The organism is Streptomyces rubradiris (assembly GCF_016860525.1).
Classification (GTDB): Bacteria; Actinomycetota; Actinomycetes; order Streptomycetales; family Streptomycetaceae; genus Streptomyces; species Streptomyces rubradiris.
Genome location: NZ_BNEA01000015.1, coordinates 4,451,702 through 4,469,774 on the forward strand (window position 1 = coordinate 4,451,702; position 18,073 = coordinate 4,469,774).

At 73.4% G+C, this 18,073-nt stretch carries 18 protein-coding genes; 14 read left to right on the top strand and 4 right to left on the bottom strand.

Features of this window, described 5'->3' with window-relative positions; all coding sequences use genetic code 11:
• Positions 1 to 36: 36 nt before the first annotated feature.
• The 6 genes from Srubr_RS33000 (at position 37) to ygfZ (ending at position 4,796) form a co-directional block, all read left to right on the top strand.
• Positions 37 to 810 carry a hypothetical protein gene (locus Srubr_RS33000; RefSeq protein WP_229926575.1) on the top strand — a complete coding sequence of 258 codons (774 nt, stop codon included), beginning with the start codon at positions 37 to 39 and terminating at the stop codon, positions 808 to 810.
• Complete coding sequence (locus Srubr_RS33005) at positions 807 to 1,652, top strand: hypothetical protein (protein WP_189992614.1); 846 nt, start codon at positions 807 to 809, stop codon at positions 1,650 to 1,652. Before Srubr_RS33000 ends, Srubr_RS33005 begins: the two co-directional genes overlap by 4 nt.
• Entirely contained in the window at positions 1,649 to 2,581 is a 933-nt protein-coding gene (locus Srubr_RS33010) for a hypothetical protein (RefSeq protein WP_229926574.1), read from the top strand. Before Srubr_RS33005 ends, Srubr_RS33010 begins: the two co-directional genes overlap by 4 nt.
• A 210-nt stretch (positions 2,582 to 2,791) precedes the next feature.
• Positions 2,792 to 3,367 carry a heme-binding beta-barrel domain-containing protein gene (locus tag Srubr_RS33015; RefSeq protein WP_189992612.1) on the top strand — a complete coding sequence of 192 codons (576 nt, stop codon included), beginning with the start codon at positions 2,792 to 2,794 and terminating at the stop codon, positions 3,365 to 3,367.
• Positions 3,368 to 3,383: 16 nt separating this feature from the next.
• Positions 3,384 to 3,821 (top strand): Fur family transcriptional regulator, encoded by a 438-nt coding sequence (locus Srubr_RS33020; RefSeq protein ID WP_189992610.1) that lies wholly within the window; start codon positions 3,384 to 3,386, stop codon positions 3,819 to 3,821.
• A 9-nt stretch (positions 3,822 to 3,830) separates the two neighbouring features.
• Positions 3,831 to 4,796: a CAF17-like 4Fe-4S cluster assembly/insertion protein YgfZ gene (ygfZ, locus tag Srubr_RS33025; RefSeq protein ID WP_189992608.1), complete on the top strand. Its 966-nt coding sequence runs from the start codon at positions 3,831 to 3,833 to the stop codon at positions 4,794 to 4,796.
• Between the two features lie 83 nt (positions 4,797 to 4,879).
• On the opposite strand, the gene dtd is transcribed toward ygfZ, so the two are convergent.
• Positions 4,880 to 5,305 carry a D-aminoacyl-tRNA deacylase gene (gene dtd / locus Srubr_RS33030; RefSeq protein ID WP_189751805.1) on the bottom strand — a complete coding sequence of 142 codons (426 nt, stop codon included), beginning with the start codon at positions 5,303 to 5,305 and terminating at the stop codon, positions 4,880 to 4,882.
• 158 nt (positions 5,306 to 5,463) lie between these two features.
• On the opposite strand from dtd, the gene Srubr_RS33035 reads away from it, so the two are divergent.
• Genes Srubr_RS33035 through Srubr_RS33045 form a run of 3 tightly spaced genes read left to right on the top strand, consistent with a single transcriptional unit; the run spans position 5,464 to position 8,808 of the window.
• Positions 5,464 to 6,054 carry an RsiG family protein gene (locus tag Srubr_RS33035; protein ID WP_189992606.1) on the top strand — a complete coding sequence of 197 codons (591 nt, stop codon included), beginning with the start codon at positions 5,464 to 5,466 and terminating at the stop codon, positions 6,052 to 6,054.
• 35 nt (positions 6,055 to 6,089) lie between these two features.
• Positions 6,090 to 6,704 (top strand): TetR family transcriptional regulator, encoded by a 615-nt coding sequence (locus tag Srubr_RS33040; protein ID WP_189992604.1) that lies wholly within the window; start codon positions 6,090 to 6,092, stop codon positions 6,702 to 6,704.
• 49 nt (positions 6,705 to 6,753) lie between these two features.
• Positions 6,754 to 8,808 carry a HelD family protein gene (locus tag Srubr_RS33045; RefSeq protein WP_189992602.1) on the top strand — a complete coding sequence of 685 codons (2,055 nt, stop codon included), beginning with the start codon at positions 6,754 to 6,756 and terminating at the stop codon, positions 8,806 to 8,808.
• Positions 8,809 to 8,823: 15 nt separating this feature from the next.
• Here Srubr_RS33045 and Srubr_RS33050 read toward each other — a convergent pair whose 3' ends face one another.
• The gene (locus Srubr_RS33050; protein ID WP_229926573.1) at positions 8,824 to 11,217 is read right to left on the bottom strand and encodes an ATP-binding cassette domain-containing protein; all 2,394 of its coding nucleotides are present in this window, start codon (positions 11,215 to 11,217) and stop codon (positions 8,824 to 8,826) included.
• 271 nt (positions 11,218 to 11,488) lie between these two features.
• Between Srubr_RS33050 and Srubr_RS33055 the strand changes: the two genes are divergently transcribed.
• The gene (locus Srubr_RS33055) at positions 11,489 to 12,349 is read left to right on the top strand and encodes a GNAT family N-acetyltransferase (RefSeq protein ID WP_189992598.1); all 861 of its coding nucleotides are present in this window, start codon (positions 11,489 to 11,491) and stop codon (positions 12,347 to 12,349) included.
• 52 nt (positions 12,350 to 12,401) lie between these two features.
• Here the strand turns inward: Srubr_RS33055 and Srubr_RS33060 are convergent, their stop codons facing one another.
• Positions 12,402 to 13,502 (bottom strand): ABC transporter substrate-binding protein, encoded by a 1,101-nt coding sequence (locus tag Srubr_RS33060; protein WP_189992596.1) that lies wholly within the window; start codon positions 13,500 to 13,502, stop codon positions 12,402 to 12,404.
• Between the two features lie 469 nt (positions 13,503 to 13,971).
• Here Srubr_RS33060 and Srubr_RS33065 point away from each other — a divergent pair, with 469 nt between their 5' ends.
• From Srubr_RS33065 to Srubr_RS33080, 4 genes are all read left to right on the top strand, one after another.
• A complete protein-coding gene (locus Srubr_RS33065) occupies positions 13,972 to 14,820 on the top strand; it encodes a putative RNA methyltransferase (RefSeq protein WP_189992594.1) in 849 nt (282 codons plus the stop codon).
• Between the two features lie 109 nt (positions 14,821 to 14,929).
• Positions 14,930 to 15,418 carry a helix-turn-helix domain-containing protein gene (locus Srubr_RS33070; RefSeq protein ID WP_189992592.1) on the top strand — a complete coding sequence of 163 codons (489 nt, stop codon included), beginning with the start codon at positions 14,930 to 14,932 and terminating at the stop codon, positions 15,416 to 15,418.
• 80 nt (positions 15,419 to 15,498) lie between these two features.
• Entirely contained in the window at positions 15,499 to 16,098 is a 600-nt protein-coding gene (locus tag Srubr_RS33075) for a hypothetical protein (RefSeq protein ID WP_189992589.1), read from the top strand.
• Positions 16,099 to 16,193: 95 nt separating this feature from the next.
• A complete protein-coding gene (locus Srubr_RS33080; protein ID WP_189992587.1) occupies positions 16,194 to 16,550 on the top strand; it encodes a DUF2516 family protein in 357 nt (118 codons plus the stop codon).
• Between the two features lie 144 nt (positions 16,551 to 16,694).
• Here Srubr_RS33080 and Srubr_RS33085 read toward each other — a convergent pair whose 3' ends face one another.
• Entirely contained in the window at positions 16,695 to 17,996 is a 1,302-nt protein-coding gene (locus Srubr_RS33085) for a PP2C family protein-serine/threonine phosphatase (protein ID WP_189992583.1), read from the bottom strand.
• Between the last annotated feature and the right edge of the window lie 77 nt (positions 17,997 to 18,073).

Below are 18,073 nucleotides of genomic sequence, written 5' to 3' on the forward strand. Positions count from 1 at the left end.
CGCGCTTCTTCATCCCTTGGGGGGAGTCCTTTGGACGTGTACGCGAGACCCGGTACCGGGCCGGCGCCGGACACCGGCGGCCCGGCCGGTCCGCCCGACCGGACGCCGGATCCGGTACGGCGCCGGGGCCGGATGCCGGCGCTCCTGGCCGGTGCCGCCGCGCTCGGCCTGATCTCCGGCCTCTGCGCCGGTTACCTCGTCCAGGCCGGCCGGGAGCCCACGAAGCTGCCCCCGCTGTCCCAGCCGCGGCTCGACCGGGCGGCAGGAGAGGCTTCCGCGCTGCCCGCCGCGCGGGACCGCGAGGCCAGGACCGACGGTGACCTGCGCCGGCTGCTGCTGAAGAAGCCGGACGGGGCGCGCGCGGCTGAGTTCCTGCCCGAGAACGGCTGGATGAGCCTGCTCGAACTGGCGGATACGTACGACGACCCGGCGGACGCCTACAGCTGGCTGCTCTCCGAGGAGTTCCGCCGCGCCGCCGTCGTCGGCTGGACGGAGGGCGGCACCCGCACGGTCGAGATCCGGCTGCTGCAGTTCCGGCAGGAGGAGGTGCTCGGCGCCCAGCAGGAGGCGGAGGACGCCGGCTACCAGCACTACTGGGACGACATCGACACCTGGGCGATCCCCGGCACGGGCGACGGCAAGGCGTACACCGTCCGCGAACCCCGCAGCCGCGACGGAGCGAGCGTGTACGAGGCGGAGGCGCACGCCTGGCGCGGGGACGTCTCCCTGCAGATCTGGATGTACGACACCAGGCCGATCCCGAAGAAGGCGATCGTGGACCTGGCGAAGCGGCAGATGGAGCGGCTGTGACGACGGAAACCCCCGAGAACCCCGTTCCCGGGCCGGCCGGGTCCGCTCCCGGACGCCCCCGGCGGCGCGTCGGCCTCGTGCTGGGCGGTGCCGCGGTGGCGCTCGCCGTCGTCGCGGGGGTGAGCGCCACCGCGGTCGTCGTCCACGGCGCCGACCGCGACCCGGGTGCCGCCACCTGGCGGCTGCCCAAGGCATCGGTGGGCGTGCCGGCCAAGGACACCGGGATGAGCACTCTGCTGCTGCCGTACGAAGAGGGGCGGTACGGGCCCGGCCCGGACGTGAACGAATTCGGGACCGAGGCCGAACTGACCGGCGCCCAGGCGACCGCCCAGCGCAAGCGGTCGCTGACCGGGCTGCCCCGGTCCCAGCGGCTGCTGATGGAGCGCCGGATCGACCGGGAACCGGTCAAGGGCGTCGCGATGCGCAGCTACGTGAGTACTGCCGGGGGCTCCTCCGGGTCCGGCGAGGAGTTCACGGCGGGGGTCACGCTGACGCGGATGGCGGACCAGGGGGCCGCGCACTCCGAGGCCGCCCTCCAGCGGCGGCTCCTGGGGTCCGCGGCGTCCCTGCGCGAGGGCCCGGCCGTGAAGGGACACGAGGACGACGCCGCGTGTTTCCTGCCGCCGGACGACCCGGACGACCCGGACGACCCGGACGACCCGGACGACCCGGCCGACCCGGACGAGCGGCTCGGCGCGATGGTGTGCCTGGGGTCCGTCGGAGACGTCCTGGTCCTCGCCGTGGTGACCGCGGCCGGGCCGCTGGACCGGCAGGAGGGGCCGGCGGCGGACATGGTCGCCGCCCAGTTCGACCGCATCGAGGACCCGGGGAAGGCCGTATGACCGAGCAGACACAGCGACCGGCCCCGGAGCAGTCGGCCCCACAGGAAGCGGTCGCACCCGAGGTGGTGGCGTCCGAGTCGGTCGCGTCCCAGGTGATGGAGCCCGAGCCGGTGCCCGGCCGGTCGCCGCTGCCCGCCGTTGCGCCGCCGGCCGCCGCCGTGCGGAAGGACCGCCGGGCGCTGCGGGCGGCGCTGCGGTGGACCGCCGTCGCGGCCGTGTTCTGCCTGGTCGGGGCCGGGTCGGCGTATGGGGTCAGCCGGATGGAGCGGACGGACCTGCCGGGCCTGGCCACCGCCTCCGACGGCCGGTGGGACTACCCGGAGCTGGTCCGGCCGCCACTGCCGCCCGGCAGCCCCGGACCGCTCGAAGCCAGCAACCGCACCGGGACGCACTACGCCGACCTGCGTGCGCTGGTGCTGCCCGCGCCCCGCGGGGCGACGGTGGAACCGGGACCGGGCGGCACGGACGGGTGGCTGCCGGTGAAGGACTTCCTCGCCGACTACGCGACCGGGGAGAACCGCCGGGAGCTGGCCCAGAAGCTCACCGACCACGGTCTGCGGCGCATCGCGGGCCGCGGCTGGACCACCCCGGACGGCACCCGCACCAGGATCCGGCTGCTGCGGTTCGGCACCGCCACCGTCTCCGAGACCCTGCTGTCCGGCCACCTCGCCAACGCCGGGGCCCCCATCTTCCCGGTGCGCGGTGCCGAGTACTACGCGCTGGACGAGACGTTCCCGCCGGGAGCCCGTATGAAGGGCGTGACGCTCTTCCCGTACACGGAGGCCGAGCCGTACGGTGCCGAGCAGGTGCGGCAGGCGTACTTCGTGGCCGGGGACACCATCGCGGTGATCACCCAGACCCGCAAGGGCGGGGTGAACGCCGTTCCGTTCCGGCAGACGGTGACCTTGCAGACCGAGCTGCTCAGCTGAGCGGACCTCGTCAGGAGGGCCGGGGCCCGGCCGCGTAAGCTGGGCTCCGGCTCTGTCGTATGCCCACCCTCGCTCAAGGAGCACCCGTGGAGATCTTCTTCGAAATTCTGCTGGTCCTGGTCTGCGTCGGCGTTCTCGCCTTCGCCGGTCTGACCGTGAAGAAGCTGTACCAGGGCCAGCGCTGACCCCCCTCTAGGAAAGCCTCCGCTCATGATCGAGATCCCGTCCGACCTGCACAAGGACCTTGTCCCGCTCGCCTTCCTGCTCGGCAACTGGGCCGGCGCGGGCGTGCACGACTTCCCCGGCTCGGAGAAGTGCAACTTCGGTCAGGAGGTCAGCTTCACCCACGACGGCCGGGACTTCCTGGAGTACCACTCCCACACCTGGGTGCTGGACAAGGACGGCAACAAGGTCCGCCCGCTGGAGTCCGAGTCCGGTTTCTGGCGGATCGACGCGGACCGCAAGGTCGAGGTCACGATGACCCGCGACGACGGTGTCATCGAGATCTGGTACGGCGAGATGGCCGACAAGAAGCCGCAGATCGACCTGGTGACGGACGCCGTCGCCCGCACCCCCGGCTCCGCCCCGTACAGCGGCGGCAAGCGGCTGTACGGCTACGTGAAGAGCGACCTGATGTGGGTGGGCGAGAAGCAGACCCCCGAGGTTCCGCTGCGGGCCTACATGTCGGCCCAGCTGAAGAAGGTCGTCACCCCCGAGGACGTCGAACGCTGGGCCAAGGCCCTCCCGGACGACATGCCCGACGACGGCATCGCATTCTTCAAGTAGTCCTAGACTCGTCGGTGTGGTGAGCACCGACTGGAAGAGTGATCTCAGGCAGCGCGGCTATCGGCTGACGCCGCAGCGGCAGCTTGTCCTCGAAGCCGTCGACACCCTTGAGCATGCGACCCCCGACGACATCCTCGTGGAAGTGAGGAAGACGGCGTCGGGGGTCAACATTTCCACCGTCTACCGGACGCTGGAGCTGCTGGAGGAGCTGGGCCTGGTCAGCCACGCCCATCTGGGGCACGGCGCGCCCACGTACCACCTCGCCGACCGGCACCACCACCTGCACCTGGTGTGCCGGGACTGCGAGGACGTCATCGAGGCGGACGTGGAGGTGGCCGCCGAGTTCACGGCCAAGCTGCGGCGGCAGTTCGGGTTCGACACCGACATGAAGCACTTCGCGATCTTCGGCCGGTGCCGGGACTGCTCCCTGAAGGGTTCAAGTCCCACGTCGTAGGCTTGCGTTATGAAGAGCCCCCTGCTGTCCCTGCCCGGCGCAGTCCCCGCCGAGGGTGTGGACGAAGGTGTCGCCGCCCACTACGGCGACCTGTTCCGCGAGCAGCGCGCCCTCGCCGACGGCACCGGTTTCGTCGACCTGTCGCATCGCGGTGTCGTCACCGTCAGCGGTGACGACCGGCTGAGCTGGCTGCATCTGCTGCTCACCCAGCACGTCAGCGAACTGCCCGCGGGCGAGGCCACCGAGGCCCTTATCCTCTCCGCGCACGGGCACATCGAGCACGCGTTGTACCTGGTGGACGACGGCACGACCGTCTGGGCCCACGTCGAGCCCGGCACCCAGGACGCGTTGATCGCGTACCTGGAGTCGATGAAGTTCTTCTACCGGGTGGAGGTCGCCGACCGCACCGCCGACATCGCCGTGGTCCACCTGCCCGCCGGCTCCATCGCCGAGGTGCCGGACGGGGTCGTCGTACGCGAGACGGCGTACGGCCGTGATCTGTTCCTGCCGCGCGCCGAGCTGGAGTCCTTCGCCGCGTCGCACGGTCCCGCCGCGGGGCTGCTCGCCTACGAGGCGCTGCGGGTCGAGCAGCACCGGCCCCGGCTCGGCTTCGAGACCGACCACCGGACCATCCCGCACGAGCTGGGCTGGATCGGTACGGCCGTGCACCTCCAGAAGGGCTGCTACCGGGGGCAGGAGACGGTCGCCCGCGTGCAGAACCTGGGCAAGCCGCCGCGCCGGCTCGTCTTCCTGCACCTGGACGGCAGCGAGGTGCACCTGCCGGTGCCGGGTACCGAGATCCGGGTCGCCGACGAGGGGGCCGAGGGCCGCAAGGTCGGGTTCGTGACGACATCCGTACGCCATCACGAGCTGGGGCCGGTGGCGCTGGCGCTGGTGAAGCGGAACGTACCGGTCGACGCCAGGCTCCTGGCCGGAGAGACGGCGGCTGCCCAGGAGGTCGTGGTCGAGCCGTAGCCGGGTGCGGCGCCGTTGTGGTTGCTCGCGCCCACGCGACGGAGCCGCATGTCAGACACAGCCCCGCGCCCCTTCGGGGCGCTTCACATCTCCAGCAACACCGTGAACGGCCCGTCGTTCGTCAGGTTCACCCTCATCTGGGCGCCGAAGCGGCCCGTCGCCACCGTCGCGCCGAGGGCGCGCAGCTGGGCCACGACCTCGTCGACCAGGGGTTCGGCGATGTCGCCGGGGGCCGCCGCGTTCCAGGTGGGGCGGCGGCCCTTGCGGGCGTCGCCGTAGAGGGTGAACTGGCTGATCACCAGCAGCGGCGCCCCGGTGTCGCTGCACGACCGCTCGTCCTGGAGCATCCGGATCGTCCACAGCTTGCGCGCGAGCTGGGCCGCCTTCTCCTTGGTGTCCTCGTGGGTCACTCCCACCAGGACGCACAGCCCCTCGCCCTCGATCGCGCCGACCGTCTCGCCGTCCACGACGACGCTCGCGCCGTCCACCCTCTGCACCACCGCACGCATGCCGACCATGATGCCCGGTGTCCGGCCGCCGCCCGCACGGGGACCAATATGGATCTGTTACCCCCCATCTGGGGCCGTTCGGGGGCTCTCGGTCACATAGCGGTCGGTTGGGGTGGCACGATGCTTCCCACACGCCGGTCGAGGGGACGGTCACGCAGATGAGCACACCGAGCACGAGTGGGCGGCCGGGGACCAAGGGGACGTACCGGCCGCCCGCCCAGCGGTCCGACGGCCCCCCGGAGTCCGGGTCCGGCGCGCCCGACCTGGCCCGGCTGAGCCTGCCCGAGCTGCGCGCCCTGCGCCGGGACGCCCAGCGGGACGAGGCGGACCTCAGCTATGTGCGGCGGCTGCTCCAGGGCCGTATCGACATCCTGCGCGCCGAGCTGGGGCGGCGCGGCCGGGTGTCCGTGCCGGCGCCGGCCGACGGCTCCGTGGTCGACCGGCTCGCGGAGATCCTGAAGGACGCCCCGGCCCCGCAGCGGTCCTCGGCCCGCCATGTCACGCTCGGCACCCCGCACAACGAGGAGTACGGGCGGCTGGCCGCGGAGATGCTCGCCGAGGTCGAGCTGTCGGACCTGACGGCGCGCACCGACCCGGAACTGACCGCGGCCATGGGCCGTCTGGTCCGCTACGAGCAGGAGGTCTCCCGCTGCCGCCAGCGGCTCCAGCGCACCGCCGACGACTGCAGCGGGGAGATCGCCCGCCGGTACCGGGAGGGCGAGGCCCAGGTGGACGACCTGTTGATCTGAGCGCGGCCCGGTCCGGTCTGCGTAGGCTCCCCACCATGGGTGAGATGGGTCTGCGCGAGCGCAAGAAGCAGCGGATGTACCAGGACGTGTCGGACATCGCCGTACGGCTGTTCCTGGAGCGGGGCTTCGACGCGGTGTCGGTGGCGGAGGTGGCCGCCGAGGCGGGGATCTCCAAGCCGACCCTCTTCCGGTACTTCCCGGCCAAGGAGGACCTGGTCCTGCACCGGATCGCGGACCACGAGACGGAGGCCGCCCGGGTGGTCGCCGGGGCGGCGGACCCGGTGGGCGCGCTGCGCCGGCACTTCCTCGCGGGGCTGGCTGGGCGGGACCCGGTGACCGGACTGAACGACCACCCCGAGGTGCTCGCCTTCCACCGGCTGCTCTACGGCACCCCCTCCCTGGCGGCGCGCGCCTACGCCCATCAGGAGCGCTCGGAGGCGGCGCTCGCCGAGGCGCTCGGCGGTGATCTGGACGCGCGGCTGGCCGCCGGGCAGATCATCGCCGTCCAGCGGGTGCTCGCCCTGGAGAACTGGCGGCGGATCGCGGCGGGCGAGCCGGTCGAGCGGGTCGCGCCGGACGCCGTACGGGCGGCCGAGCGGGCGTTCGGGCGGCTGGCCGAGGCCCTGTCGGAGCTGCGGTCCACCCGCTGAGACTCGGTAAAGAATTTAACCCGGTAACGTTTTGTCGTACGCTGGCGGCATGACGCCGACCGACCCCGCCCTCACGGAAGCCCTGCACACCGAGCGCGCCTACCACGACACCTGCCGTGCCGCCCTCGCCGCGATGGTCGACGGCGCCGCCGAACAGGTCGTCACCGGCGAGGACGTCTCCGCCTCCGGAGCCGACGCCGAAGTCCTCGGCTACCGGCTGCGCAGCCAGGCCAAGGCCCTGCGCGAACTGCCGCCCGGCCCGCTGTTCTTCGGCCGGCTCGACTTCGCCGACGGCCACCCCGGGCACGGCGGGCAGAGCTACCACGTGGGCCGGCTGCGCATCACCGAGGACCCGGCCGCCCCGCCGCTCGTCGTCGACTGGCGGGCCCCCGTCTCCCGCGCCTTCTACCAGGCCGACGCCACCGACCCGCAGGGCGTCGAGGTGCGCCGCCGGTTCGGCTGGGCCCCGGGCAGCAGGGGCGAGTCCACCGACCTCACCGCGCTGGAGGACGAGCACCTGGGCCGGGGCGAGGCGCGGACCAGCGACATCGTCGCCCGCGAGATCGAGCGGCCCCGCGTCGGACCCATGCGGGACATCGCCGCCACCATCCAGCCCGAGCAGGACGACCTGGTCCGCGCCGCCCTCACCGACTCGGTGTGCGTGCAGGGCGCGCCCGGCACCGGGAAGACCGCCGTCGGCCTGCACCGGGCCGCGTACCTGCTCTACACCCACCCCAAGCGGCTCCAGCGCTCCGGCCTGCTGATCCTCGGCCCCAACCCGACCTTCCTGCGGTACATCGCCGAGGTGCTGCCCTCGCTCGGCGAGACCGCCCGGCGCGGCACCGCCGACAAGGGCTACCGCCAGAGCACCCTGCTGGACGAGATCGCCCGGCACCCGGCCACCGGCACCGACCCGCTGCCCACGGCCACCGTCAAGCACGACCCGCGCATGGCCGAGGTGCTGCGCCGGGCCCTGTACGCGCGGGTCGACGCCGACGGCGCCGACGACCTCGCCGTCCCCGACGGCTCCTACCGCTGGCGGGTGTCCGCCGGTGAACTGGCCGGCATCGTGGCCGAGGTCCGTGCCGAGGAACCCCCGTACGCCATCGGGCGGGAACGGGTGCGCACCCGGGTCGTACGACGGCTGCGCGAGCAGGCCGAACGGCGCGCCGGGGTACTGCCCGCCGCCTGGGTCCGCCGCATCGAACGGTGCCGGCCGCTGACCGCGCGGCTCGACGCGGTGTGGCCGCAGGCCCGCCCCGAGGAGGTCCTCGCCGGACTCCTCACCGACGCCGGGGCGCTGGCCCGCGCCGCCGACGGCCTGCTGGACCCCGGGGAGCAGGCGGCGCTGCTGTGGCCGCGCCCGCCCCGCTCGCACAAGTCCGCCCGCTGGTCCGCCGCCGACCTGGTCCTGCTGGACGAGCTGGCCGGGCTGATCGAACACCCCGAGGGCTACGGTCACATCGTCGTCGACGAGGCGCAGGACCTCTCCCCGATGGAGTGCCGGGCCATCGCCCGCCGGGCCGCCTTCGGCTCGCTCACCGTCCTCGGCGACCTCGCCCAGGGCACCACCCCGTGGGCCGCCCGCGACTGGTCCGTCCAGCTGCGCCACCTGGGCCGGCCCGACGCGGCCGTGGTGCCGCTGACCACCGGGTTCCGGGTGCCGGCCGCCGTGCTGGACCTGGCCAACCGGCTGCTCGCCCGCCTCGATGTCGCCGTCCCCCCGGCCACCTCGCTGCGCGCCGACGGCGAGCTGACCATGCGGCCGGCCGAGGACGTGCTCGCCGCCACCGTGACCGCCGTCCGCGCCGCCCTGGCCCGGGAGGGCTCGGTCGGTGTGATCACGGCGGACGCGGACACCGACCGGGTACGGGCGGCCCTGACCGGGGCCGGCCTGGACGCGGCCGGACCCGAGGCGCTCGGCGCCCGGCTGGCCGTCGTCCCCGCGAGCCTGGTCAAGGGCCTGGAGTACGACCACGTCGTCGTCGTGGAACCGGCCGCCGTGGCGGAGGCGGAGGAGCGGGGCGCGCACCGGCTGTACGTGGTGCTGACCCGGGCGGTGTCCCGCCTGGACGTGGTGCACGCCCGCCCGCTGCCGTTCTGAGACCCGGGGCGGGGCTCAGCGGCCGACGTACTCAGCCAGGTGCTCGCCGGTGATCGTGGAGCGGGCCGCGACCAGCTCCGCCGGGGTGCCCTCGAAGACGATCCGGCCGCCGTCGTGGCCGGCGCCCGGACCCAGGTCGATGATCCAGTCCGCGTGCGCCATGACCGCCTGGTGGTGCTCGATGACGATCACCGACTTGCCCGCGTCGACCAGCCGGTCCAGCAGGCCGAGCAACTGCTCCACATCGGCCAGGTGCAGTCCGGTGGTCGGCTCGTCCAGGACGTAGATCCCGCCCTTCTCGGTCATGTGCGTGGCCAGCTTCAGCCGCTGCCGCTCGCCGCCGGACAGCGTGGTGAGCGGCTGGCCGAGGGTGAGGTAGCCGAGGCCCACGTCGGCCAGGTTCCGCAGCACGCGGTGCGCGGCCGGGGTACGGCCCTCCCCGCCGCCGAAGAACTCCTCGGCCTGCTCGACCGTCATCGCCAGCACCTCGCTGATGTCCCGGCCGCCGAGCCGGTACTCCAGCACCGAGGCGTCGAACCGCCGGCCCTCGCACTCCTCGCAGGTCGTGGCCACCCCCGCCATGATCGCCAGGTCGGTGTAGACGACCCCGGCGCCGTTGCAGGCCGGGCAGGCGCCCTCCGAGTTCGCGCTGAACAGCGCCGGCTTCACCCCGTTGGCCTTGGCGAACGCCTTGCGGACCGGCTCCAGCAGCCCCGTGTACGTCGCCGGGTTGCTGCGCCGCGAGCCGCGGATCGGGGTCTGGTCGACGAAGACGACGCCCGCGCCGGCCGGCACCGACCCGTGCACCAGCGAACTCTTGCCGGACCCGGCCACCCCGGTCACCACGGTCAGCACCCCGAGCGGGATGTCGACGTCGACGCCCTTCAGGTTGTGGGTGGTGGCGCCGCGGATCTCCAGCGCCCCGGACGGCCCCCGCACCGTGTCCTTCAGCGCGGCCCGGTCGTCCAGGTGGCGGCCGGTGAGCGTACGGGCCGCGCGCAGCCCGGCGACGGTGCCTTCGAAGCAGACGGTGCCGCCGGCCGTACCGGCGCCCGGGCCGAGGTCCACCACGTGGTCGGCGATCGCGATGACCTCCGGCTTGTGCTCCACCACGAGCACCGTGTTGCCCTTGTCCCGCAGCCGCAGCAGCAGGTCGTTCATCCGCCGGATGTCGTGCGGGTGCAGACCGGCGGTCGGCTCGTCGAAGACGTACGTGACGTCGGTCAGCGACGAGCCGAGGTGGCGGATCATCTTCGTACGCTGCGCCTCGCCGCCCGAGAGGGTGCCCGCCGGCCGGTCCAGGGAGAGGTAGCCGAGGCCGATCTCCACGAACGAGTCGAGGGTGTCGCGCAGCGAGGCGAGCAGCGGTGCCACGGACGGCTCGTCCAGCTCCCGCACCCACTCGGCCAGGTCGCTGATCTGCATCGCGCAGGCGTCGGCGATGCTGATCCCCTTGATCTTCGAGGAGCGGGCGGCCTCGCCGAGCCGGGTGCCGGCGCAGTCCGGGCAGGTGGTGAAGGTGACCGCGCGGTCCACGAACTCCCGGATGTGCGGCTGCATCGCCTCCCGGTCCTTGGCGAGCATGGACTTCTGGATGCGCGGGACGAGCCCCTCGTACGTCATGTTGATGCCCGCGATCTTCATGCGGGTCGGCTCGCGGTACAGGAAGTCGTCCAGCTCGGCCTGGGTGAAGGTGCGGACCGGCTTGTCCGGGTCGTAGAGGCCGGACTCGGTGTAGAGGCGGTGGTTCCAGCCGCCGGGCTTGTAGCCGGGGATGGTGAGCGCGCCCTCGTTGAGGGACTTGTCCGCGTCGTAGAGCCGAGTCAGGTCGATGTCGGTGACCGTGCCGCGGCCCTCGCAGCGCGGGCACATGCCGCCGGTGACGCTGAACTCGCGGCGCTCCTTCACCTGCTTCCCGCCGCGCTCCAGGGTGACCGCGCCGGCCCCGCTGATGGAGGCGACGTTGAAGGAGAACGCCTTCGGCGAGCCGATGTGCGGGGTGCCGAGCCGGCTGAACAGGATGCGCAGCATCGCGTTGGCGTCGGTGGCGGTGCCGACCGTGGAGCGCGGGTCGGCGCCCATCCGCTGCTGGTCCACGATGATCGCCGTGGTCAGCCCGTCGAGCACGTCCACGTCGGGCCGCGCCAGGGCGGGCATGAACCCCTGGACGAACGCGCTGTACGTCTCGTTGATCAGCCGCTGCGACTCCGCGGCGATGGTGTCGAACACCAGGGAGCTCTTGCCCGAGCCGGATACACCCGTGAACACCGTCAGCCGGCGCTTGGGTATCTCCACGGTGACGTTCCTGAGGTTGTTCTCCCGTGCGCCGTGGACCCGGATCAGCTCGTGGCTGTCGGCGGCGTGCGGCGCCGACACCGGCGCGTCGTCCGTCCTCGTGGTCATGCTCATCGCCTCTCCGTCCGTGAACCCCCGCCACGCTAGCGGCGCACCCCGCCCGTCCGCTTCTCCATTCCTGACCTCATCGCGGAGCGGTTCCCACGACCGCTCCCTCCGGTCGTCGGGCCGCGACGCCGCCGCAGGCGAAGGCGGTGTCCTCCGGCGGCTCCGGAGTGCCGGCGACGCCGGTCCGGCCCGGCGCGGCGGGAGCGGCGCGGCGGGAGCGGCGCGGCGGGAGCGGCGCGGCGGGTTTCGGGAGGGGCTCGCGGCGGAAGTTTCCGGCATGCGACCGGATGACTGGCACCTCACCGAAGACATCGACGCCTTCCTCGCCCGGGCCGGGGACTTCCTGCGCTCGCGCCCGGATCTGCACACCATGGCGCTGACGGTCACCGAGACCCTGCGCGCCGACGGCCCGGGGGCGTACGCAGCCGAGGCCCCGCTCTTCGGCTACCTGGAGGAGTCGGGTGAGGTCCGTGCCGCCTTCCACCGCAGGACGCGGGGTCTGCTGAGCCCCACCGTCCTCACCCCGGAGTGGGCCGACGCCCTCGCCGCCCGGTTGGCCGGCCTCGGCCACGTGCTCCCCGGGGTCAGCGCCGAGCAGCACACCGCCGCCGCCTTCGCCGAGGCGTGGCGGCGGCGCGCGGGCGCCACGCCGGCCCTGCGCACGCAGCGCGTCCGCCTGTACCGGCTCGGCACCCCGGCCCCGCCGGACCCGCACGCGGAGGGCCGGGCGCGGGTGGCCGGTGAGCGGGACCACGAGCACCTCGTGCGCTGGTGCCGCGCGTTCACGGCGGACGTCGGGGAGGACTTCCCCGCGGACGACGCCGGCTGGCCCGGCACCCGCTTCGCCGCCAAGCGCTTCACGTTCTGGGAGACGCCGGACGGCACGCCCGTCTCCATGGCCGGCGCGACCCCGATGGTCGCCGGCCACGTCCGGGTGGACCCCGTCTACACCCCGGCCCCCCTGCGCGGCCGCGGTTACGCGGGCGCGGTGACGACGGCGGTGGGCCGGGCCGTGCTGGCCGCGGGCGCACGCACGGTGGTCCTGTTCGCGGACCCGGCCAACCCCACCAGCACCGCGCTCTACCAGCGCATCGGGTACGACCCGGTCGCCGAGTTCACGGTGTACGACTTCACGTGAGGCCGGGCGTGCGCCGGACGGCGCTGTCATAGCCGCCTCCCCGGCGCCCCCCTCAACCGGTGTGCAGGACCCGGAAGCGGTCCGGGACCGTCGGGTCCCGGTCGACGATCTGGACCGGCGGCCAGGCCCACTGCCGGACGCTGATGCCCGGTGCGCGGGAGAAACGGATCCGGCCGCGGGAGCCCTCGGTCACGACGCGCGGCCAGGACGCGGCGATGCGCGCCCGGTCCGTGCCGTGGGCGCGCAGGACGTCGGCGAGGACGGCGATCGTGTCGTAGCCCTCGAAGGCGACGAAGGAGGGAGGTCCGGACAGCCGCGCGCGCAGGGCCGCCTCGACGCGTGTGCCGAGCGGGGTGAGGTGTTCGGGCAGGTAGCGCAGGAACGGGATCCCCGCGCCGTCACCGCCCAGCAGCGTCGCCCACTCGGCGAACTCCGGCTGCCCGGCCGGTGCGCCGATCAGGACGCCGGTGAGACGCGGGTCGCGGCGCACGGACCTGACGACGGACGCGGCCGGCTCCGGGTGGCCGACCAGCAGGAGCAGGGCCGTCGCGCCGTGGGCGGCGAGCGCGTCGCACAGGTCGGTGGGTCCGAGCACGCTCATGTCGAGCTCGACGACGCTGCCGCCGCGCGGCGCGAGATGCTCGCGCAGGATGCCGGTCCCGGACGCCCAGTAGACGCTCGGCTGGGTCGCCACGGCGATGCGGCTGTGGCCCGCGCCGAGCAGGAAGTCGGCGTAGACGCGCCAGCCGTGGGACTGCGCGGGGGCGATCCGGGCGACCCATTCCGTCGGCTGTCCGGTGAGCGCGTCGAGGACCGCGGACGAGCACAGGAAGGGCAGGCCGAGGGCGTCCGCACGGGCGGCGGCGGCGCGGGCGACGACGCTGTGGTACTCGCCGGTCACGGCGGCCACGTCCAGCCGGGCCAGTTCGTCCACGGCCGCCGCGGCCCGCTGTGGATCGGCCGCGGTGTCCCGCACCACCAGCTCCAGCGGCCGTCCGCCGATTCCGCCGGCGTCGTTGACATCGCGCACGCCCAGTTCGAGCCCGGCGAGCAGCTGCCGCCCCGCCTCGACCCAGCCGGGCGGCGTCAACGGAGCGAGGGCCCCGACCCGGACCACCCCGTCGGCCCGGTCCACCCCGAGCAACGTACTCATTCGGCGACGCCCCCGCCCGTCTCGTCCCGCCCCAGCGGGCCCACTCGGTTGATCATGCGAGCCATTCCAGTCACGGCCCCTACCGACGGGCAACCGATTATGCGTTCCCTGGCACACCGGGGCCGCGCCTGTGACGTGATGTCCTCGCCCGGCCCGGGTGAACCAGCTCGCCCCGAATCCCTCGTCGCCGGGCCTTGGCTCGTAACTCCTGAGGCGGGGCAACCGAGTTCTCGGTGAGTTCGTAAGGTGGAGGCATGTGGACCCAGCACACCCAGGCTCTGTGATCACGAGGCGTTGAGGGCGATGCCGTAGGGCGTCGCCCTCCTTGGTGTGCCTGTTGCGTGATCCGTCTTCCGAGCGCCGCCCGCACTGTGGCGGAGCGATGCCGGGCTTCTTCTTCTTGGGACAGCGGCTCCTGAGCGCGCGTACAGGCACGGTCCTTCCCCTCCACCGTTGCCAGGAGTGCCTCGTGCCCGTGTTGCTTCCCCCTGCCCTCGAACCGTTCCTCGACGTGCTGCGCTGCCCGGTGTGCCGCGCCCGTCTCCGACCCGGCCACGGCTCACTGCGCTGCCCGGCGGGCCACACCTTCGACATCGCGCGTCAGGGCTACGTCAGCCTCCTGACGGGCATACGCGCCACCAGCGGTGACGACGCGGACATGGTTCAGGCTCGGAACCGGTTCCTGTCCACCGGCAGGTACGCCCCTGTCCGCCAGACCCTGACTCGTATGACAGCCGACGCCCTGCCTGGCCGAGGCAAGGTCGTGGACGTCGGATGCGGCACCGGCTACTACCTGGCCGGCGTACTCGATCAACTGCCCGGCACCCGCGGCCTGGGCCTGGACACGTCGGTACGCGCCCTGCGCTCGGCCGCCCGAGCCCATCCGCGAGCCGCTGCGGCGAGCTGGGACGTCTTCCGCCCCTTCCCCTTGGCCGACCACGGGGTCGACGTCGTGCTGGACGTGTTCGCCCCGCGCAACCCGGCCGAGTTCCACCGGGTGCTCCGTCCGTCCGGCCGGTTGATCGTGGTGCGCCCTGGCGAGCGGCACCTGGCCGAACTGCGGGACCGGATACCCGGGATGGTCACGATCGACCCGGACAAGGAACAGCGCCTGCGACAGGCGCTGGACCCGTATTTCCAGCCCGCCGGCACCCGGCACGTGGCTTACACCACCTCACTGACCAGGCAGGAGGCCATCGACCTGGTGGGCATGACACCGAGCGCGCGCCACCTGACCCACGCGGACCTGACCGATCCCGGTGCTCTGCCCGCCCGGACCACCGTCTCCGTGCTGGCCACCTCCTACCGGCCTCGGTGAGCCAGCCCGCCGCGCCGGCCGTCCGGGATCTGTTCACTCCCCGCCCCTCGCGACACACTTTTGCAAGCGGGTGCTTGCAAAAGTTAGCGAAGGTGGGCAAGGTGGAGGCATGGCATCGCTGAACGTCGGCAATCTCGGTGAGTACCTGCGCGAGCAGCGGCGCAACGCCCAGCTGTCGTTGCGGCAGCTCGCCGACGCCGCCGGGGTGTCCAACCCGTACCTGAGCCAGATCGAGCGCGGACTGCGCAAGCCCAGCGCGGAGGTGCTCCAGCAGGTCGCCAAGGCCCTGCGCATCTCCGCCGAGACGCTGTACGTCCGCGCCGGCATCCTCGACGCCGAGCGGGACCGCGACGAGGTCGAGACACGCGCCGTCATCCTCGCCGACCCCTCGCTCAACGAGCGGCAGAAGCAGGTGCTGCTCCAGATCTACGAGTCCTTCCGCAAGGAGAACGGATTCGGGACCGGCGAGGCGGCCGGGCCGGCGCGGGACGGGGACGGCACCGCGGACCAGGGAACCGGCGGCGGCAGCAGTACGGCCGGCGGAGGCGATGCCGCCGGAAGCGACACAGACGCAGGCCGGCGGCGGACGGCCGGATAACGCCGGACCAGGGCTCGGACGCCCGCCGCGGACCTCGTCAACCCAGCCGAACGCGAATCCGATCCGGGAGGATCCCCACCATGGCCATCACCGACGACCTGCGCAAGACCCTCAGCGACCCGACCCCGCTCTACTTCGCCGCCGGCACCGCCGATCTGGCGCTCCAGCAGGCCAAGAAGGTGCCGGCCCTGGTCGAGCAGCTGCGCGCCGAGGCCCCGGCCCGCATCGACGCCGTACGCAACACCGACCCCAAGGCCGTGCAGGAGAAGGCCGCCTCCCGTGCCAAGGAGGCGCAGGCGACCCTTCAGGCCAAGGTCGGCGAGTTCATCGGCGCCCTCGACGTGAAGAAGCTGGGCGAGACCGCCCAGGACCTCGCCCTGCGCGGGGTCGGGGTCGCCGCCGAGTACGCCGTCAAGGCCCGCGAGACCTACGAGAAGGTCGCCGAGCACGGCGAACAGGCAGTGAAGACCTGGCGCGGCGAGGCCGCCGAGGAGATCGAGGACCTGGCGATCGCCGTCGAGGGCAAGCCCGAGCCGGTCGAGGTCCGCGACGACGAGCCGGAGCCGGCCGGGGCGACGGCCGAGCCCGCCGCGGAGCAGAAGCCCGCGGCGAAGAAGGCGCCGGCCGCCCGCAAGACCACCACCGCGAAGAAGACCGCGCCGTCGGCCAAGGGAGAGTGACCGGCCGTACGGTCACGGGCCGGGCACCTTTGGGGTGTCCGGCCCGTTCTATGGGTACGGTGGCGGCGTAGCAGGGGTTCGCGAATCAACGGATGGTGGGCGACATGCTGATGCTGGGCTTCGCGGGATTCATGGGCATCTTGAAGATCATCCTCATGGCCCTGGCCGCGGTCGGGCTGTTCGACGCCGCGTTCCGGCGGGAGGACGCCTTCCGCGCCGCGGACAAGCAGAACAAGGTCTTCTGGCTGATCATTCTGGGCATCGCGCTCGTGGTCAGCTATCTGTTCTCGATCCTGTCCATCCTGCCGATCGCCGGCGCGGTCGCCAGCATCGTCTACCTCGTCGACGTCCGCCCCGCCCTGCAGCAGGTCGGCGGCGGCCGCGGCTTCGGCCGCCGCGGCCGGGGGAGCAGCAGCGACGGTCCGTACGGGCCGTGGAACGGCGGCCGGTAGCGGCGTCCCGGGGAGGCGCGTCGGCCCTGCGGTGGGAGCCCTGCGCCGCCCGGTCCACCCGCGCCCGGCGACGGCGCGTCGGCCCTGCGCGCCCGCTTCCGCATCCCCACCCGGCGACGGCGTGCCGGGCCTCCGGTGGAGGCCCTACGCCGCCCGGTCCAGCAGCACCACGGCCACGTCGTCCGTCAGCTCGCCCCCGTTCAGCTCCCGGACCTCGTGCACCGCGGCCCGCAGCAGTTCCTCCCCGCGCAGCCCCTCGGCCAGCTGCCGGCGGATCATCTCCACCATGCCGTCCTGACCCAGTCGCTCCCCGCCCACGCCGACCTTGCCCTCGATGAGCCCGTCGGTGTAGAGCATCAGGCTCCACTCGGCGCCCAGCTCCACCTGCATCCGGGGCCAGCGGGCGCCGGGCAGCAGGCCAAGGGCGGGCCCGTTGTTGTCGTAGGGCAGCAGTCGCGGGGCCCGGCCGGGGCTGGCTATGAGCGGGGCCGGATGGCCCGCCAGGCACAGGCCCGCGCGGCGGCCGTCGGGGGCGATGTCCACCGTGCACAGCGTCGCGAAGATCTCCTCGTCGGCGCGCTCGTGCTCCAGCACCTGCTGGAGGGTGTTCAGCAGTTCGTCCCCGCACAGCCCGGCCAGGGTCAGCGCCCGCCAGGCGATGCGCAGCTCCACGCCCAGCGCGGCCTCGTCCGGGCCGTGTCCGCAGACGTCGCCGATCATGGCGTGCACGGTGCCGTCGGGGGTGCGCACGGCGTCGTAGAAGTCGCCGCCGAGCAGTGCCCGGGAGCGGCCCGGCCGGTAGCGGGCGGCGAACCGCAGCGAGGAGCCGTCCAGCAGCGGGGTGGGCAGCAGACCGCGCTCCAGTCGGCGGTTCTCCTGCGCGCGCAGCCGGCCCTCGGCGAGCCGCCGCTCGGCCGTCTCGGAACGCTTGCGCTCCACGGCGTAGCGGATGGCGCGGCTGAGCAGCCGGCCGTCCAGCTCGTCCCGGAACAGATAGTCCTGGGCGCCCACGCGCACGGCCTCGGCGCCGCGCTCGGCGTCGCCGGAGGCGGTCAGCGCGAGCACGGCGTGCCGGGGCGCGAGCCGCAGCACGTGCCGGAGCACGGCCAGCTCGTCGTCGGTGTCGTCGCCGCCCGGCGCCGGGAGCGCCAGGTCCAGCAGGATGCAGTGGACGTCGTCGGTGAGCAGCCGCTCGGCCTCGGTGAGGTTGCGGGCGGTGCGCACGCGGATCGGCTTGCCGGCCGAGTCCAGCAGGTCGGGCACGATCGGCGAACCGGCCGGATCGTCCTCGATCAGCAGCAGGGTGAGAGTGGCGCCGGTGCCGTGCGCGGGCGTGGCGTCGCGGTGCGCCTCTTCCTTGAGGGGGCCGCCGACGGCCTGCGGGGCCTGCGCCTGTCCACTCTCCACGGCCGGGATCGCTCTCTGCCGCGGTACGGGTACGGGCATCGTCTTGGGTTCCTTCCCTCCCCCCGAGGGCACGGCGGCATCGAGGGTCTCGACCCACCGACCGGTGACCATAGCGG

Coding starts and splice junctions, on each gene's coding strand:
- ygfZ (WP_189992608.1), top strand. CDS start 3,831: ATGAAGAGCCCCCTGCTGTCCCTGCCCGGCGCAGTCCCCGCCGAGGGT.
- dtd (WP_189751805.1), bottom strand. CDS start 5,305: ATGCGTGCGGTGGTGCAGAGGGTGGACGGCGCGAGCGTCGTCGTGGAC.
- Srubr_RS33010 (WP_229926574.1), top strand. CDS start 1,649: ATGACCGAGCAGACACAGCGACCGGCCCCGGAGCAGTCGGCCCCACAG.
- Srubr_RS33050 (WP_229926573.1), bottom strand. CDS start 11,217: ATGAGCATGACCACGAGGACGGACGACGCGCCGGTGTCGGCGCCGCAC.
- Srubr_RS33070 (WP_189992592.1), top strand. CDS start 14,930: ATGGCATCGCTGAACGTCGGCAATCTCGGTGAGTACCTGCGCGAGCAG.
- Srubr_RS33045 (WP_189992602.1), top strand. CDS start 6,754: ATGACGCCGACCGACCCCGCCCTCACGGAAGCCCTGCACACCGAGCGC.
- Srubr_RS33040 (WP_189992604.1), top strand. CDS start 6,090: ATGGGTGAGATGGGTCTGCGCGAGCGCAAGAAGCAGCGGATGTACCAG.
- Srubr_RS33075 (WP_189992589.1), top strand. CDS start 15,499: ATGGCCATCACCGACGACCTGCGCAAGACCCTCAGCGACCCGACCCCG.
- Srubr_RS33015 (WP_189992612.1), top strand. CDS start 2,792: ATGATCGAGATCCCGTCCGACCTGCACAAGGACCTTGTCCCGCTCGCC.
- Srubr_RS33060 (WP_189992596.1), bottom strand. CDS start 13,502: ATGAGTACGTTGCTCGGGGTGGACCGGGCCGACGGGGTGGTCCGGGTC.
- Srubr_RS33085 (WP_189992583.1), bottom strand. CDS start 17,996: ATGCCCGTACCCGTACCGCGGCAGAGAGCGATCCCGGCCGTGGAGAGT.
- Srubr_RS33035 (WP_189992606.1), top strand. CDS start 5,464: ATGAGCACACCGAGCACGAGTGGGCGGCCGGGGACCAAGGGGACGTAC.
- Srubr_RS33055 (WP_189992598.1), top strand. CDS start 11,489: ATGCGACCGGATGACTGGCACCTCACCGAAGACATCGACGCCTTCCTC.